Annotated in this window: 5 protein-coding genes and 1 pseudogene; 5 read left to right on the plus strand and 1 reads right to left on the minus strand. The window is 52.9% G+C overall.

Annotation, left to right across the window (positions count from 1 at the left end; translation table 11 throughout):
• The first annotated feature begins 145 nt into the window (after nucleotides 1–145).
• From AO388_RS27655 to AO388_RS16075, 4 genes are read left to right on the plus strand one after another with little or no spacing between them, the layout of a single operon-like run.
• Nucleotides 146–1,612, plus strand: coding sequence for an ATP-binding protein (locus AO388_RS27655; protein WP_083515819.1), 1,467 nt, complete (start codon nucleotides 146–148; stop codon nucleotides 1,610–1,612).
• Nucleotides 1,609–4,341: a Z1 domain-containing protein gene (locus tag AO388_RS16070; RefSeq protein WP_058416732.1), complete on the plus strand. Its 2,733-nt coding sequence runs from the start codon at nucleotides 1,609–1,611 to the stop codon at nucleotides 4,339–4,341. Before AO388_RS27655 ends, AO388_RS16070 begins: the two co-directional genes overlap by 4 nt.
• Complete coding sequence (locus AO388_RS27660; protein ID WP_236713913.1) at nucleotides 4,334–5,281, plus strand: PD-(D/E)XK motif protein; 948 nt, start codon at nucleotides 4,334–4,336, stop codon at nucleotides 5,279–5,281. The genes AO388_RS16070 and AO388_RS27660 overlap by 8 nt, the downstream gene beginning before the upstream one ends.
• Nucleotides 5,282–5,296: 15 nt before the next feature.
• Nucleotides 5,297–7,384, plus strand: a complete 2,088-nt coding sequence (locus AO388_RS16075; RefSeq protein WP_058416733.1) for an AIPR family protein — start codon at nucleotides 5,297–5,299, stop codon at nucleotides 7,382–7,384.
• 100 nt (nucleotides 7,385–7,484) lie between these two features.
• Here AO388_RS16075 and AO388_RS27665 read toward each other — a convergent pair.
• Nucleotides 7,485–7,759 (minus strand): annotated as a pseudogene (locus AO388_RS27665) (ribonucleotide-diphosphate reductase subunit beta); the annotation flags it as partial.
• 664 nt (nucleotides 7,760–8,423) lie between these two features.
• Between AO388_RS27665 and AO388_RS16080 the strand changes: the two are divergent.
• A partial coding sequence (locus AO388_RS16080; RefSeq protein WP_153003989.1) for a non-ribosomal peptide synthetase occupies nucleotides 8,424–18,553 on the plus strand: 10,130 nt, incomplete at its 3' end.

The raw sequence follows: 18,553 nt of genomic DNA on the forward strand, positions 1-18,553 counted from the left end.
TGAATACTGGCGAAAGGGTGGCTCTTGACATTAGGTGCAAAACTCCTTTTTTTGAGGGCGAAGCACCCGGATCATGCATATGAGGACATGGAATGTTGAATAGAAGAGTGTCTACTAACAGTGCATTTTATTTGGCGCACTGGTTATGAGAGAGATTGATAACCCGCCTAATGCAGCATCACTTCTCGAATCCATGCGGTCTATTGGCTATACATTGGAATCTGCTTTGGCAGATCTGATAGACAACAGTATTTCAGCGCAAGCTAAAACTATAAATATTGAATTTAGGCCATATGACGATCCTTATGTAGCGTTGATCGACGATGGCATTGGAATGTCTTCCGACGTCCTTCACAATGCGATGAGACATGGAAGCACGAGTCCTATCTATGAGCGAAAGTCTGATGATATGGGTCGGTACGGGCTGGGTCTTAAGACTTCATCCCTGTCTCAATGCAGGCGTCTGACTGTAGTTTCAAAACATGAAGGGTGCGTAAGTGCATTTTGTTGGGATCTAGACGTTGTAATCGATAAGGGTAATTGGGTAATGCTGGCTCTTGACCCCGCGGATTATGAAGTTCTTCCGCATTACGATGAGCTGAGCAAACAAGATTCTGGTACTGTCGTGCTTTGGCAGAATCTAGATAATTTGGTTGTAGGCGAAAGGTCTGTTGAGTCTGCCCTAGGCGAAAAAATGCTATATGTGCGAGACCATCTTTCTTTGGTGTTTCACAGGTTTATTTCAAGTTATCATACAAAACAGCGCTTGAGCGTTTTTTTGAATGGTGCTCCCTTACAGGCGATAGATCCTTTCTGGGCCGATCATAAAGCAACTCAGATATTAGATGAAGATAACTTTACAATTTCGGGGCAACGGATTTCGGTAAAGCCTTATATATTGCCGCACGTTAATAAAATGTCTTCTTCAGAAGTACTTCATGCTGGGAGAAGTGAAGGAATAAAAGCGCAGCAGGGCTTTTATATTTACCGGAATAAAAGGCTTATTATATGGGGTACTTGGTTTCGACTGGCGAAAAAAGATGAGCTGAGTAAGCTGGCTCGAGTCAGAGTCGATATCCCAAATTCATTAGATTATTTGTGGACATTGGATATAAAAAAGTCCGCTGCGCATCCTCCTGAAGCGGTAAGAATTAATCTAAAGAGGACAGTAGAAAGAATCAGAGAGGCCAGTGGTAGAACTATTAAATTTAAGGGCAGGAAGGTTGAAGGCTCAAAGACGTCTCCCGTCTGGCATGAGGTTATTGCTAGAGGAGGGGTGCGTTACGATATAAATCGTGAGTATCCGATGATTGTTGAATATAGGAATAGCTTGGAAGCATCTAATGTTCCGTTATTTGATTTGTTGTTGAGTGTGATTGAGAATTCGTTTCCAGCGGAAGCTTTGTATTCGCAAATGGCAGGAGATATTCGCTCTGGATTTAACGATGATGAATCGATGGAGCGATTGAGAGAGCTAGTTGGAAATCTTTTTTCCCAACTGCCTAAAAATTCTGATGCACGTTCTAGGCTGTTGTCGACTTTGCATTTGCTTGAGCCATTCAGTTTACATCCAAATTTAACTAAAGATATTGTAAAGGAATATGAATTATGAGCAGTGATGCCAGATATCAGTTGTCACCTAATGGTCGCAGATTAGAGTTGGGTGTTATTACTGCATTAACAGTTGATGGTATTCCTACTGAGCTTGAGATTCTTGAGCTTGCGACCTGCTTGAGAGCGATACCTATATACGCAGTTTCAGATTTCGAATTCGAAAACGTTATAAAAAGATTACATGTTGCTCTAACTTTGGATATGGGCTTAGGCAGCTACGTTTATGATGAGCATAACCCTTGGCTACGAGCGCGAAAGGCTGACATTGATCCTTTCTATTGGGAGCGTTACCAAGCTGATCTGCTCAAGCAGGGTTGGGGGCCAAAAGTTGTCAGCTCTTTAGACAAGGTTACTGATGAGATACTGGACTTATTAGGTAATCCCAAAGATTCTGTTGGGTGGCCTCGTCGGGGGCTTGTGATGGGCGATGTTCAGTCCGGTAAAACTTCAAACTATACTGGGTTGATATGTAAGGCTGCGGATGCAGGGTACAAACTTGTTATTTTGCTCACTGGAACGTTAGAAAGTCTGAGGAGACAGACTCAAGAACGGCTTGATTCAGGTTTCGTAGGCTTGGATAGTTCTGGTGTTGTAAATAATCGAAAGCGTCATCGTAAAGAAATTGGTGTTGGGCTTATCGATGCTGCCAGGTCCGCAGGCGTTTTTACATCTACCGTTGGAGATTTCAAAGCCGCAACTGTAAATCAGTTGGGTTTCAAGCTTAAAGACTATAAAGAGCCTGTTCTTCTGGTAGTTAAAAAGAATAAAAGAATATTGGAGAATCTTGCTGACTGGTTAGTCACCTTTAATGCTAGTGGATCTGGCAATATAGATTTGCCGCTTTTGCTTATAGATGATGAAGCTGATAACGCATCTATTAATACTAACCCCAAAAAAGCTACCGCGATTAATTCGGGTATCAGGGGCTTACTTAAGGTTTTTCCGCGCTCCAGTTATGTAGGCTTTACTGCAACTCCTTTTGCTAATGTCTTCATAAATCCAGATACTACAACCGAAATGGAGGGCGATGATCTCTTTCCAAGAGACTTCATATATGCATTAGATGCGCCATCCAACTATGTTGGCGCACATCGGATATTTGGTGATAATGCAGATTTAAAGTGTGTTGAGCCTATTTGGGATGCGGAAGAGTATTTTCCAAAGGGGATGTCTTCTGACAGTGTCATCGATGCTGTCCCTGACAGTATGCTTGAAGCGGTGTCGTGTTTTTTTATAATAAACACGATTATGGATCTTCGTCCTGGAACGCCTAAGCACAGATCAATGCTGGTAAATGTTAGTCACTTCACGCATGTTCAGAACCAAATTAGAGATATCTTGGATCATGAGGTTAGACTGATGCAGTCTGACATAAGAAACTATGCCTCGCTTTCAACAACAGAAGCATTACGTAATGACTCTATTCGAAAGTTACACGCTTGTTACAATAAGTTCTACAGCGGTCTAAATATACCTTGGGCTAAAATTCAAGCCGGATTGACTGCAGCTAATTTGCCTATACAGGTCGTAGCAGTCAATCAGAAAAGTGGTCCTGCAAGCTTGGATTACTCATCTTATAAAGAGTATGGATTAAGGGTAGTTGCTGTAGGTGGGAATAGTCTTGCTAGGGGGTTGACTCTTGAAGGACTTTGTGTTAGTTACTTCTTCCGTGGTACGCAGATGTACGATGCTCTGCTCCAGATGGGGAGATGGTTCGGGTATAGAACAGGATACGAAGACCTATTTAAGATATGGATGTCCAATGAAACCTTTGATTTCTACTCTCATATATCTCAAGCTACTGATGAGCTTAGAGGAGAGGTCAGACGGATGCAGATCTCTCGGCTTAAACCAATAGATTTTGGACTGAAAGTCAGATCCCATCCTGAGTCGCTACTGATCACCGCAAAAAACAAGATGCGTTACACTGATGAAATCGTACAAACAATATCTATTTCTCAAGAGAGTTTAGAGTCGCCTAGGCTGCTAAAAGATCCTGCCATTCTCATTGGTAATTATAAAGCTGCACAAAGTTTTGTCCTTGAAGTTATGAGTAATAATGTACGGGAGGAGGCAAAGTTTCCCATCTGGTACGGAGTTTCAAAAGCGCTCATAGTGAAATTTTTGAGATCGTTTGTAAATCATCCTTTAAGCGTAAAACTGCAAACCTCGAGTTTAGCTGATTTTATTGAGAAGTCTGACGATGATAAGCTTAGAAAATGGGAGGTCGCGATCCCTAGTGGAGAAGGTGATAGTTATAATTTTGTCCCTGGGCTCACTGTAAAACCAAGACGACGCAATATAACTGAAGACGAATCCATCCGCGCTTTGTTGATTAATGGTAGCAAATTACGAGTCGGTTCTGCTGCTGATGAAAAAATAGGATTAACTTCGTCAGAGATTGAAAGTGTAGAAGCTTTATTTCGTTCGGACTCTAGGAATAAATCAAAGACTGTTCCAGGTAGTAAATATACTGCGGTTCGCCAAAGACCGTTATTGCTTCTCCATCTGATAAATTCAAAAAGCACCGATAGTAACGCTACATCTTTTACTCCCCAAGGATGCGACGCATTGGTAGCGATCGGCCTCAGTTTTCCCGAACTAGACATGGCAAGTCATCGAATTGCTTATAGGATCAACCTTGTTGAGCTGAGAAATATACTTTCAGGGGATACTTCTAGCATTGAGTCAGACGATGAGGATGAGGATGACCAAGACGATGAATAACTCAGTGTTTCTTTGGAGTTCAACTTCGTCGGGTTCTTCGGAAAAATTAGGCGCCGGCTTCAGTAGGGTAGACGCTTCCCACTCACTGGACTTTTATCTTGGTTTCGACAAAGATGGCAGGCACACGTTACTCTTGATCTGTAATAGTCGACCGGATTTTCAGAGCGACTTGAAACTGGTACGAGTGAAGTGCGTGGCACGTGATGACGGCCGCTGGTCATTATTCCTGATGCTCGAAGATATTGCTCTACTTGAAATATTCTCTTTGCTATGTAGCGACTTAATAGAGTCATCACGTGATATTCCTAACGTAGAAGAAGCGTTAGGGTTTGTCTTGCAGAGATTGGCTAGTTGGCGGTTACTTTTCGAAAGAGGTGATTTAGGTCTTTTGTCGGAGTCAGAAATCAGAGGTCTATGCGGTGAATTATTATATCTGCACGATTTAACCGAAATCTATGGTTGTAGCTTATCTGTAGCGAGTTGGGTTGGGCCTTACTTGGCTGATCAGGACTTTCAGATGGACACTATCGCATGGGAAGTAAAAACTTTGCGACCAGGTATTTCTGATATATTTATTTCGTCGGAGCGACAACTCGACTCGTCAGTACGAGAAATAGTACTAGTTGTGTATGAAGTAGCTAACTGTTCCACTATGTCTGTAGGTGCCTTTACATTGAACTCTTTAGTAAAAAAGCTTAGGGCATCAATCAAAGCTTCTTATGATTCGAGAGTTATGTTTGATAAAGCACTATTCAGGGCAGGGTATATAGAACGCTCTGAGTATGATGAAATAAACCTTGTTGTAAGGGAGGTTTCTAGTTATAGCGTAGGCCTAGGATTTCCTTGTATCACCAAGGCGATGCTGCCAAATGGCATTAGTGAAACAAGGTATAAGCTGGATATTTCGCTGTGTGAGACTTTCAAAGTCTCTGTCGCCTGAGCTGGAGAGTAGATAATGAATTTGGAAGACTTTCATCGAGAGTTTATCGAAACAGTTAGGGCCAGAGCCGAATCAACGAGAGATTTTATTCGTGCAGTGTTTGTTGATGAATGCGGTGATCGTCTTATAGATGCTGAGGAGTTTTTTTCTTTTGAGAGTTGCCGTTTTGAGGGTGTAGGCATCAAAAAGAGAAAGCTACGTGTAGATGGCTACTATTACGATGATGCTGATAGTTCTCTAACTTTAATGGTGGCCGAGTTCTTTAATGATGACGAAATGGGAACGTTCGTTACTCAAGACGTAAAACGTGCTTTTGAACAACTTCGCTCCTATTTAGAGGAGGCTCTGAATGGATCTTTAACTGACGGATCAGTTGATGAGAGTAATCCTGGATACGGTCTGGCTTGTGACTTGATGGATTGGCATTCAAAGATTACAAGATATAAATTTTATTTTGTTACTGATAGGGTTTCAAAAAGTAGACAGAAGGATTGGTTTGAAGAAGAAGTTAAAGATGTTCCTGTGGAGCTGCATATCTGGGACATAGCTCGCTTTCATTCTGCGTACGTGTCCGCTACTGGACGAGATGAGCTTTCTGTGGATTTTTGTACCGCCGATAGCCTTGGCCTGCCATTTCTAGCCGCAGTCCAGTCCGGCGACGAGTATGATGCTTATCTGTGTATGATATCTGGAGATTCTTTGGCGGATATCTATGATAAGTACGGTAGTAGATTGTTAGAGGGTAATGTTCGGACTTTTCTAAGCACCAAAGGTAAAGTGAATTCTGCTATACAAAATACTATACGTCATCGTCCGGAAATGTTTTTTGCTTTCAATAACGGTATAGCCGCTACTGCTGAAAACGTCGTAATCCAAGAGACCCCAGCGGGATTACGTATAACAAATGTTACTAATCTACAGATCGTTAATGGTGGGCAAACTACCGCTTCGCTCGCCTATGCAAAGCGTGGATCTTCAGGAAAGAAGGATTTTGCTGATCTTTCTAACGTAATGGTCCAGATGAAGTTGTCAATTCTCTCTCCCGAGCGGGTTGGTATGCTCACGCCGGAAATCGCTAGATATGCCAACAGTCAGAATAAGGTAAGTGACGCTGATTTTTTTTCAAATCACCCCTATCACATCCGACTGGAGGAGTTTTCTCGCCGTATTTTTACTTCCCCTATCGGTGGGGCTCAGCATGGCACGCACTGGTTCTATGAACGTGCCCGTGGACAGTTTGCGAATGAGCAAGCTAAGCTTACAGCTGCCCAAAAAAATCAGTTTCTTATTCAAAATCCCAAATCACAGTTGTTTAATAAAACTGACGTGGCCAAATATGAAAATAGTTGGCGAGAAATGCCTCATAAAGTAAGTATGGGGGCTCAAAAGAACTTCATGCTTTTTGCAGATGTTATTTCTAAGCTCTGGTCTAATGATGGAAAAAATTACAATGAAGATTATTTTCGCTCGCTTGTTTCGTTGGCTATAATATTTAAAAGGTTAGAGGCACTTGTAAGCCAGCAACCTTGGTACCAAGGAGGTTACAGAGCTAACATTGTGACTTATACGGTTGCCAAGCTGCATAATATGATATCCGAACAAGCGTTAGGGAAGCAGTTAGATCTTCGTGCGATTTGGGATCTGCAATGCGTTCCAGAATGGCTTGTCAGTCAGCTCGTAGTAGTTGCTAAATGTGTTTTTGAAGTTTTAACTGATTCTGAGCGACCTAAAGATAACGTGACTGAATGGGCTAAAACACAAGCCTGTTGGGAGCAGGTTAAACTGCTTGATATATCGTTTAAAAACGACTTCTATGAAAGACTCGTCGATGTGAACTCGGTGGTTGATGAAGGTAAGAAGTCCAGAAAAACTCAAAAAACCGATGATGGAATTGAAATTCAGATTCAGGTTACTAGTGTGCCTGGCGCGGAGTGGAATCGAATGCTTAATTGGGGAGGGAAGCATAACCATCTAACGCCTAAGCAACACAGTCTTTTAATGATAGCTTCTCAAATACCTAAAAAGTTGCCTACTGAGAAGCAATGTATCGAGATATGGAAAATTCGTGATGCGATGATCAATGAAGGATTCATTGCTATGTGATTTTCTTAACCTTTTAGGCTCTTGTCATTATTCGGGTTCATATAGAGAAAAAGGCCAAGAAACTTTTGCTACTTGGCCTTTTCACTTCAAACCTTAACTCTTAATCCCAGCTCAACGCCCCACCTGTCTGATACTCAATAACCCGAGTGCTCAAAGAAATTCCTCTCTTTCTTCAAGGTGATGATCTCGCTCATCCAAGGGAACGGGTTGGTCGTCTCTGGACACTTTTCCTTCAAGCCAATCTGGCTCGGGCGGCGGTTAGCGATGAAATTCGGATAGTCCTCCATCATCGCATGCGTTCATGCCGAATACGCCGCGGGGCATGGTGTCGCGGGCGTATTCGATTTCCAGCTGGTTGCGTTGCTGGATCATCTGTGCGCACGTTGCGCACGGGGGACTCTATGGTCTGATGATTGCGATGCCGCTAACGGGCTACTTGGGCACGGGGGCGCCTACTGACTTCGGACTGTTCAGCGTGACAGGCTTCAATGAAACCAAGCGGCTGGCCAGCCAATCGAGCAGCGCCTTGAGCAAAGTTCAAACCCCGAGCCCACCGATCAATCCAGCGCCTCTAGGTAAGGTTATATGCCCGCGTTTTGCCTTGGCAAATGAAGCGAAAACGGTTTATTGAATGCGGGAGGGGTGCACTGGTAATACGGGACAAGCCCTCATTTCTGTTTTTCTCTTTGTAAGTGTCAACGCTATTATTGCAGGTCTAGCAGCTTATCCGGGGTCAGGGTCTTTTTTTCGTCGGTTCGAACCGTTCACGACTTAGGGGAAAATAGAGAAACCCGCAGTCCGGAAGTATCAAGGTGCTACTAGCCGGTACTGTCGGCACATCAATGACATTCTCCCAGGTCCCTATGGCAGTCATGCAGACAGGGCAAGCCAGGTTCTGACATCCGGTTTATCTGCGACAAACTTGTGCTGTAACTGCCGAGTTCTGTATGGAACTTGGCCAGCACGCCAGGAATTCGGCAGGGCCGCGGACATCTTCACTCGGCTCCCGAAAGGATATTAAAATCAGGGATGTTTACGCATGACGTCGTCGCATCAACACGTATCGAACAACTCCAATGTCTCGTATGAACTATCTTCTGTACAGCAGGGTATCTGGCTCGGTCAGATAGCGAATCCGGACATACCGCTGTACAACATTGGCATGAAGCTGGAGATCAAGGGTGATCTCGATATTCCAATGTTCGAGAAGGCTATCAATCTCGTTGTCAGGCATAATGATGCGCTACGACTTGCCTTGTTCCAAGAGGGTGATATAGCCCGGCAGAGAGTGTTGCCATCTGTCGATATCACACTCGAACTCGTCGACTTTTCAGGCTACGTTGACAGTGTCGAGCGAGCGCAGGAATACCTTCAACACGCATTTTCCCGACCCTTCAATCCATTGGAAGGCATTCTTTGGGAGGCGCAGCTCGTACGGTGCAGTGCATCCCGTCACTACTGGCTGGGTCGCTACCATCATTTGGTCATGGACGGCTCAGGGGCGACGCTGTTTTGCCATGCAGTCGCGAAGGCCTACAACAATTTACTGGTGGGCATCGACGAGCTCGAGGAAGGCTCTTCCTACAGAGACTTCCTGGTCAAAGACCAGGCCTATCTGAATTCGCCGCGCCTGGAGCGTGACCGGTCGTTTTGGCGCGAACGCTACGCACAAATACCGCCATCCCTGCTGCAGTGGTCCGGCGACCATGCCGTGGGTTCGATGTGCAAGAGCGGTCATATTCGCTCGACGATCAAGCGTGACCTGTTCAATGCTGTGGCCGCGGTTGCCACCGAGCATGGCCTTTCTCCTGTCACGGTATTCTTTGCAGTCGTCAGTGCCTATTTTTCACGCGTCGGTGGTGCAGAAGAAGTCATCATTGGCATGCCCCTGCATAACCGCACGACGGCCCGCCAGAAACAGACGATCGGGATGTTTTCTTCCGTCATCCCGATCGGCGTACGGGTTGACCCCAATCGCTCCCTGCTCGAATTGATGGGCAATGTGGCCGCCGAATTGCGACGCTGCTACCGCCACGAGCACTTCCCGATTGCCGAACTGAATCGCGCCCTGAATATTGGCCATTCCAGGCGCAAGCAGATCTTCGATATCACGCTTTCATTCGAAAAATTTGACGCAGACTTTTTCTTTGGCGGCGCCCCTTCGAAGGCGATCAGGATGTACAGCGGCTTCGATCAGACGCCGCTCTCAATCGCTATCTGTGATTACTATTCGGATGAAGACGTAGTCGTTGACTTCAACTTCAATCTGGCCTGCTTTCGCCCGGACGAAGTTGAGCGGATTCGGGACCGCATTACGCTGCTCCTGGAGTCGGTTGCCGCTCATGAATCGACGCCGATTGGCAAGCTTGCGCTTATGGGGGAAGCGGAACGCCGGCAAGTGCTGGTCGAGTTCAACGCAACACATCAGGCCTTGCAACAGGATCTATTGGTCCATCAGCTTTTCGAACAGCAAGCGCAGCAGCAGCCCCAAGCGCTTGCACTGGTCTGCGGCGACGAGCGCGTGACCTACGCTGAACTCAACGAACGCAGTAATCAGGTGGCTCATGCCTTGCTGTCACTGGGCATTGCTCCGGACGACCGCGTGGCGATCTGTGTGGAGCGCAGTGTTGATATGGTGGTGGGCTTGCTGGGGATCCTGAAGGCGGGCGGTGCCTACGTGCCGCTGGACCCTGGGTATCCGCCGGAGCGGTTGCGCTACATGCTGGAGGACAGTGCGCCGGTGGCAGTGCTGCTGCAGCGTACGACCCGGGAGTTGCTGGGTGCGTTGGCGATGCCGGTGCTGGATCTGCAAAGCGTGAACCGGGCGGCTGAAACCGAGCATGATCGCGTATTGCCGACGGTCGCGCCACAGCACCTGGCTTATGTGATCTATACCTCGGGTTCGACCGGCCAGCCCAAGGGCGTGATGATCGAGCATCGCAATCTCGTGAACCTGGTGGCCTGGCATTGCGAGGCGTTCGGTCTGACCCATCGCAAGCGGGTTTCGAGCGTGGCCGGTGTCGGTTTCGATGCTTGCGTCTGGGAACTATGGCCAGCGCTGTGCGTGGGAGCCAGCCTGTCGCTGTTGCCTGGACAAGCGCTTGGCAATGATGTGGATGCGCTGCTGGGATGGTGGCGTCGGCAAGATCTGGATGTGAGCTTCTTGCCTACGCCGATTGCCGAGATTGCGTTCGCTCAAGGGATCGAGCCGGCGTCGCTGCAAACGTTGCTGATCGGTGGAGACCGGTTGCGTCAGTTTCCCAATCCGGATAGTCGGGTTGCGCTGATCAACAACTATGGTCCGACCGAGACCACGGTTGTGGCCACATCCGGTCTGATCGATGCAACGCAGTCGGTATTGCACATAGGCCGTCCGATAGCCAATACGCAGGTTTACCTGTTGGATGCGCACGGCCAGCCTGTGCCTATCGGGGTCAGCGGCGAGATCTATATCGGCGGCGCGGGGGTTGCCCGGGGTTATCTGAACAGGCCGGAACTGACGGCGGAGCGTTTTCTGGATGACCCGTTCAGTGCCGAAACGGCGGCGCGGATGTACAGGACCGGCGATCTGGGGCGCTGGTTGGCGGACGGCAATATCGAGTACCTGGGGCGCAATGACGATCAGGTCAAGCTCCGCGGAGTTCGTATCGAGCTGGGCGAGATTGAGGCGCAACTGAGGCAGATCGCGGACATCAGAGACGCGGTGGTGATTGCCCAAGAGGATACGCCGGGTGAAAAGCGTCTGACGGCGTACTACACGATGCAGGAAGCTGCACAGGCCATGACAGCGCAGACGTTGCGTGCTGCCTTGCAGGCGAGGCTGCCGGAATACATGGTGCCGGCGGCGTATGTGAAAGTGTCCGAATGGCCGCTGACGCCGAACGGCAAGCTGGATCGGCGGGCATTGCCGGCGCCGGGGGACGACGCTTATGCCAGTCGTGACTACGAGGCGCCGGCAGGCGAAGTCGAGCGTGCGCTGGCGGAGATCTGGCAGGAGCTGCTCGGTGTCGATCGGGCGGGGCGCAACGATCAATTCTTCGAGCTGGGTGGGCATTCGCTGCTGGCGATGAGGCTTATCTCCCTGGTCCGGCAGCGTTTGAACGTGGAGTTGGAACTGGCCGCGTTATTCGCGAATCCGCAGCTCGAGGCGCTTGCCTGCGTGGTGGCGCAGGCACAAAACAATACGCTGCCGCAGATTGTGCCAACGTCACGAGAGGCCCAACTGCCGCTGTCGTTTGCTCAGCAACGGTTGTGGTTTCTGGCGCAGATGGAAGGTGCCAGCGCTGCTTACCACATACCGGCGGGGCTGCGCATCGTCGGCGCGCTGGATGAAGCCGCCTTGCAGCATGCGTTGAACCGGATTGTGGCGCGTCACGAAGTACTGCGCACAACGTTTGTCCAGACCGGGGATCAGGCCGTAGTGCTCTGCATCCATCCCGAGGAAACAGGCTGCCCGTTGCGCAAGTACGATCTCACGACGCATGCCGATAGCTCGAGTGAGTTGGCACGACTGATGGACGAAGAAGCCATTGGGCGCTTCGATCTTCAGCAGGGACCGCTGATTCGAGGGAGTCTGGTTCGGCTGAGCGATGACGAGCATGTGTTGCTGTTGACGATGCACCACATCGTATCGGATGGCTGGTCGATGGGCGTGTTGACGCGCGAGTTGGGAGCACTCTACGCGAGCGGTTGCCAAGCTGATGCAGACCCGTTGCCGCAGTTGTCGATCCAGTACGCTGACTATGCGGTGTGGCAACGAGGCTGGTTGAGCGGCGAGGTATTGCACAAGCAAAGCACCTACTGGCAGACCGCTCTGCTCGATGCGCCGGCATTGCTGATGTTGCCCTCTGATCGTGTACGTCCGGCGCAACAGGACTATACGGGCGATGCGGTGCCCGTGGTGCTGGATGCGACGCTGAGCCATGAGCTCAAGGCGCTGAGTCGGCGGCACGGCACGACCCTGTTCATGACATTGCTGGCGGGCTGGGCGACGGTATTGAGTCGTTTGTCCGGGCAGGATGAGGTGGTGATCGGTTCGCCGGTGGCGAACCGGATGAGCGCTGAGGTCGAGGGCCTGATCGGGTTTTTTGTCAACACCCTGGCGTTGCGGGTGAATGTGTCGGATGATCCGACGGTCGAGGCATTGCTGAGTCGCGTCAAGGCCTGCACGCTGGCGGCGTATGAACACCAGGATCTGCCATTCGAGCAGGTGGTGGAATTGCTCAAACCGGTGCGCAGCTTGTCCCATAGCCCGCTGTTCCAGGCGATGCTGTCGTGGCAGAACACGCCGCCCGCAGAGCTGGCGTTGGAGGGGCTGGAGCTAACGCTGCTGGATTCGGTAGCACGCACCACCAAGTACGATGTGTCCCTCGACTTGGCGGAGGTGGAGGGACGGATCGTCGGTTCGCTGGAATATGCGACGGCGCTGTTCGACCGCGAGACGGCCCAACGCTACGTGGCGTATCTGGAACGGGTGCTGCGTGCGATGGTCGAGAACGAGCGCCAGGTTGTGGGCGCGATCGAGCTTTTGGGCGAAACCGAACGTCGGCAAGTGCTGGTCGAGTTCAACGCGACACATCAGGCCTGGCCACAGGATCTATTGGTCCATCAACTTTTCGAACAGCAAGCGCAGCAGCAGCCTCAAGCGCTTGCACTGGTGTGCGGCGACGAGCGTGTGACGTACGCGGACCTCAACGAACGCAGCAATCAGGTGGCTGATATTTTGCTGTCACTGGGCATTGCTCCGGACGACCGCGTGGCGATCTGTGTGGAACGCAGTGTGGAGATGGTGGTGGGCTTGCTGGGGATCCTGAAGGCGGGTGGTGCCTACGTGCCGCTGGACCCTGGGTATCCGCCGGAGCGGTTGCGCTACATGCTGGAGGACAGCGCGCCGGTGGCGGTGCTGGTGCAGCGTACGACCCGGGACTTGCTGGGTGCGTTGGCGATGCCGGTGCTGGATCTGCAAGGCGTGAACTGGGCGGCTGAAACCGAGCATGACCGCCTGTTGCCGACGGTCACGCCACAGCACCTGGCTTATGTGATCTATACCTCGGGTTCGACCGGTCAGCCCAAGGGCGTGATGATCGAGCATCGCGCCATTGTGAACCGCCTGTTGTGGGCACAGGACCAATATCGGCTGAGTCGCGAAGACCGCGTCTTGCAAAAGACACCGTTCGGTTTTGACGTGTCGGTCTGGGAATTTTTTCTACCCTTGCTCGCGGGTGCGCAATTGGTGATCGCGCGTCCGGGAGGCCATCAGGACCCCGAGTATCTGGCCGAGTTGATCGCAGACTCGGGTGTCACGATATTGCATTTCGTACCGTCCATGTTGCAGAGCTTCCTCAATCAGTCTGGCCCGCTGGCCTGTAGCACATTGCGGCAGGTGTTCTGTAGCGGCGAGGCGTTGCCCTATAGTTTGCAAAAGCACTTCGAGCAACGCTTTGCACATGTGCAATTGCACAACCTGTATGGCCCCACTGAAGCCGCTGTCGACGTCACCTACTGGCACTGTGTGCCCGACCTGCATGCGGGGATCGTGCCGATCGGCCGGCCGGTCGCCAATACCCGGATGTATCTGCTGGACCCGCACATGCAACCGGTCCCGGTTGGCGTCTGCGGCGAGATTTATATCGCGGGTGTACAGCTCGCACGCGGCTATTTGAATCGTGATTCGCTGACCGCAGAGCGGTTCGTGAAAGACCGTTTCAGCAACGACCCGACGGCGCGGATGTACAGGAGCGGCGATTTGGGTCGTTGGCTGGCGGACGGCAATATCGAGTACCTGGGACGCAACGACGATCAGGTCAAGCTCCGTGGCTTCCGTATCGAGCTGGGCGAGATTGAGGCGCAGTTGGCTGGGTGCCCTGGTGTCGGAGAGGCGGTGGTGATTGCCCGGGAAGACACGCCGGGTGACAAACGTCTGATCGCGTATTACACGACGCGGGAAGCGAAAGAGATCATTGCGGTGCAGACGCTACGGTCGGCCTTGCAGGCGAGTCTTCCGGAGTACATGGTGCCGGCCGCGTATGTGAAACTGCCGGGGTGGCCGCTGACACCTAACGGCAAGCTGAATCGCCGGGCGTTGCCTGTGCCGGAGGCTGACGCTTATGTGAGCCGCGGCTACGAAGCGCCGTGCGGGACGGTGGAGACGGCGCTTGCCGACATCTGGCAGGAGCTGCTTGGTGTCGAACGGGTGGGTCGCCACGATCACTTCTTCGAACTGGGTGGGCATTCGCTACTGGCCGTCAGTCTGATGGGCCGGATGCGTCAAGCGGGACTGTCGGCGGATGTGCGGCTGCTGTTTGCCCAGCCAACCCTTTCGGCGTTTGCCGAGGTATTGGGTAACGGTCATGAGGTAGAGGTGCCCGCCAACGGAATCGTGGTCGGGTGCACACGAATTACACCGTCGATGTTGCCGCTCGCGGACCTGAGCGAGGATGCCATCGAGCGGATTGTGCGTGCTGTGCCAGGCGGGACGGCGAACGTCCAGGATATCTATGCACTGGCGCCACTGCAGGAAGGGGTGTTGTTCCACCACCTTGCGTCGGTCGAGGGTGACCCCTATTTGCTAAATACGCGTTTTGCGCTGCCAAGCGAAGACCACCTGAAGGCGTTTGTCCGGGCACTTCAGGGTGTGATTGCCAGGCATGACATCTTGAGAACGGCGGTGCTGTGGGAGGGGCTGGACGAGCCGGTTCAGACAGTCTGGCGCGAAGCGCCATTGGCCGTTGAAGCGTTGGAGCTGAAGTCGGCCGACGGAGACATCGAACAGCAACTCCAGGAGCGCTTCGACCCCAGGCATTACCGGCTGGATTTGACGAAAGCGCCCTTGATGAAGATGGCTTACGCCTACGACGAAGCGAATAGTCGCTGGGTGGCGATTTTGCTGTTTCACCATATGGTGCTGGACCATACGGCGCTGGAAGTGGTGCAACATGAGGTACAGGCGGATCTGCTGGGGCAGGCAGCCGGACTGCCGGATTCGGTACCCTATCGCAACCATGTGGCGCAGGCGCGACTGGGCGTAAGCCAAGCGGCGCATGAAGCGTTCTTCCAGGAAATGCTCGGTCAGGTGACGGAGCCGACGCTGCCATTCGGTTTGCACGATGTGCAGGGTGACGGTCGGGACATCAAGCAAGCCAGGCAGGCAGTGGCCGCAGAGCTGGCGGGCAGGATCCGCCGGCAAGCCAGGAGTCTGGGCGTAAGTGCTGCCAGCCTGCATCATCTGGCCTGGGCGCAGGTGCTGGGGCGCACATCGGGCCAGGAAGACGTGGTGTTCGGTACGGTGTTGCTGGGACGCATGCAGGGTGGCGACGGTGCCGACCGCTCGTTGGGGATGTTCATCAACACCTTGCCGTTGTGCTTGAACGTCGGTGAGCAAGGCGTGCGTGAGGGGGTGAAGGCCACGCATGCCCGCCTGACCGCGCTGCTCGGTCACGAACATGCGTCGTTGGCGCTGGCGCAACGCTGCAGCGCCATTGCTCCGCCGTTGCCGCTGTTCAGCGCGCTGCTGAATTACCGCCACAGCGCCGAACCGCAAGTCTCGGACCAGGGAGACCGCGCCTGGGGCGGAATCGAGGTCCTGGGCTGGAATGAGCGAACCAACTATCCACTGACACTGGCTGTGGACGATCTGGGCGAGGGCTTTGCACTGACCGTTCAAGCCACGGCGGGGATCGATCCGCAGCGGGTATGTGCTTACATGGAGACGGCGCTGGAGAGTCTGGTCGACGCGCTGGAACACTCACCTGAGTCGTTGCTGCGCAGTCTGGAGATGCTGCCGCGATCCGAGCGTCAGTTGCTGCAGGAGTGGAATGCGACGGCCGTGGATTATCCGCAAGGCACCTGCGTCCATCAGTTATTCGAAGCGCAAGTAGAAAAAACGCCAGAAGCGATTGCGCTGGTATTTGAGGCGCACACATTCACTTATGCGCAACTGAATGCGCGCGCCAACCAGTTGGCGCATCATCTGATCGGCCTGGGCATCGGGCCGGATGACCGGGTGGCGATCTGCGTCGAGCGTAGCCCGGAAATGGTAGTGGGCTTGCTGGGCATCCTGAAGGCGGGTGCTGCCTACGTGCCGCTGGACCCGGCGTATCCGGAGCAGCGGTTGCGCTACATGCTGGAAGACAGCGCGCCGGCGGCGGTGCTGGTGCAGAGCGCGACCCGGGCGTTGCCGGGCGAGTTGACGGTGCCACTGCTGGACCTGGAAGGCGGGTGCTGGGAAGCTGAGGCTCACCATGATCCAGTGGCGCGAGCCGTCAAGCCGGATCATCTGGCCTATGTGATCTACACCTCAGGCTCGAGCGGCCAACCCAAGGGCGTGTTGATCGAGCAAAGGGGCTTTCTAAACCTGATGCACTGGTATCTGGCCGAGCTGAAACTGGCGCCCGATGATGCCGTACTGCTTGTTTCCTCCTATAGCTTCGATCTGACGCAAAAAAATATTCTCGGTCCGTTATTGGTCGGTGGAACACTGCACCTGGCCAGAGAGGCTTTCATTCCCGAGGTGCTGCTGGAGCAGATTCAACGCGAGCGTATTACCCATATCAATCTTTCACCCAGTGCGTTCAACACGCTCATCGACGCAAACGATTCAAGGCAACTTGACAGCATTCGCCGGGTGGTACTGGGTGGAGAGCCTATTCAAGTCGCCAGGCTGGAAATGCTTCCCGAGCCGAGGCCCGAATTCATTAACAGTTACGGGCCCACGGAGTGTAGCGACGTGGTGGCCTGGCATAGACTGGTTGACGATATCGACTGTTATCGGTCTTCGGTATTTCCAATTGGCCGTCCGATCGCGAACACACGGATTTACCTGCTGGATACACACGGCCAGCCGGTGCCCATCGGGGTCAGCGGCGAGATCCATATCGGCGGTGCGGGGGTTGCCCGTGGCTATCTGAATCTGCCGGAACTGACGGCGGAGCGTTTCCTGGACGACCCGTTCAGTGCCGAGCCTGCGGCGCGGATGTACAAGAGCGGCGATCTGGGACGCTGGCTGGCGGACGGCAATATCGAGTACCTGGGGCGCAACGACGATCAGGTCAAGCTCCGCGGTTTTCGTATCGAACTGGGCGAGATCGAGTCGAAACTGTCTGAGTGCCCTGGAGTCAGGGAGGCGGTGGTGCTGGTGCGCGAGCACCGTCCCGGCGACAAACGCCTGGTGGCGTACCTGACGGCGCAGGAAGGCGCCGTATTGTCGGTGGCGCAGTTGCGCGAGCAACTGTCGCAGGGGCTGGCGGAGTACATGATCCCGAGTGCCTTCGTAACGCTGGCGCGTTTCCCGCTAACGCCAAACGGCAAGCTGGATCGACGGGCATTGCCGGCGCCGGAGGACGACGCTTATGCCAGTCGTGATTACGAGGCGCCGGCAGGTGAAGTCGAGCATGCGCTGGCGCAGATCTGGCAGGCGTTGCTGGGGCTGGAGCGTGTCGGTCGTCATGACCACTTCTTCGAACTGGGCGGGCATTCGTTACTGGCGGTACAACTGGTGTCGCGTCTGCGTCAACGCTTCGAAGTCGAGGTGGCACTGCGGGATGTGTTTGCCGAGCCGACGCTGCAAGGTCTGGCACGTCAGGTGGAGAACGCCCGGCTCTCGGCGCAGACGCCGTTGACGCTGGTGGATCGCGATCTGCCATTGCCGCTGTCGTGGGCGCAGCAACGCTTGTGGTTCCTCGATCAACTGGACCGCGCGGCGGGTGCTGCTTATCACATCCCTGCAGGACTGCGCTTGCGCGGCCGATTGGACAGAGACGCCTTGCAGGCCACGCTTGACCGGATCGTGGCGCGCCACGAAACCCTGCGCACCCATTTTGCCTTGCACGAGGGCCAGGCGATCCAGGTGATCGCGCCGGCGACCCAAGGGTTCGCCCTGGCCAGTCATGACCTTCGCCCGCTGGACAGCGCGGCGCAACACGAGGCCGTAGAGCGGCTCGCTCGCGAGGAGGCGCTGGCGCCGTTCGACTTGTCGAGCGGTCCGCTGATTCGCGGGCGGCTTGTGCAACTGTCGGAGACGGAGCACATCCTGCTGGTGACCCAGCACCATATCGTTTCTGACGGTTGGTCGACGGGCGTTCTGCTGCACGAAATCGGTACGTTGTACCGCGCCTTCAGCCAGGGGCTGGCCGACCCTCTGCCGGCACTGGCCTTCCAGTATGTCGACTACGC

This window comes from Pseudomonas sp. ICMP 10191, assembly GCF_001467335.1.
In the GTDB taxonomy this organism is placed as follows: domain Bacteria; phylum Pseudomonadota; class Gammaproteobacteria; order Pseudomonadales; family Pseudomonadaceae; genus Aquipseudomonas; species Aquipseudomonas cerasi.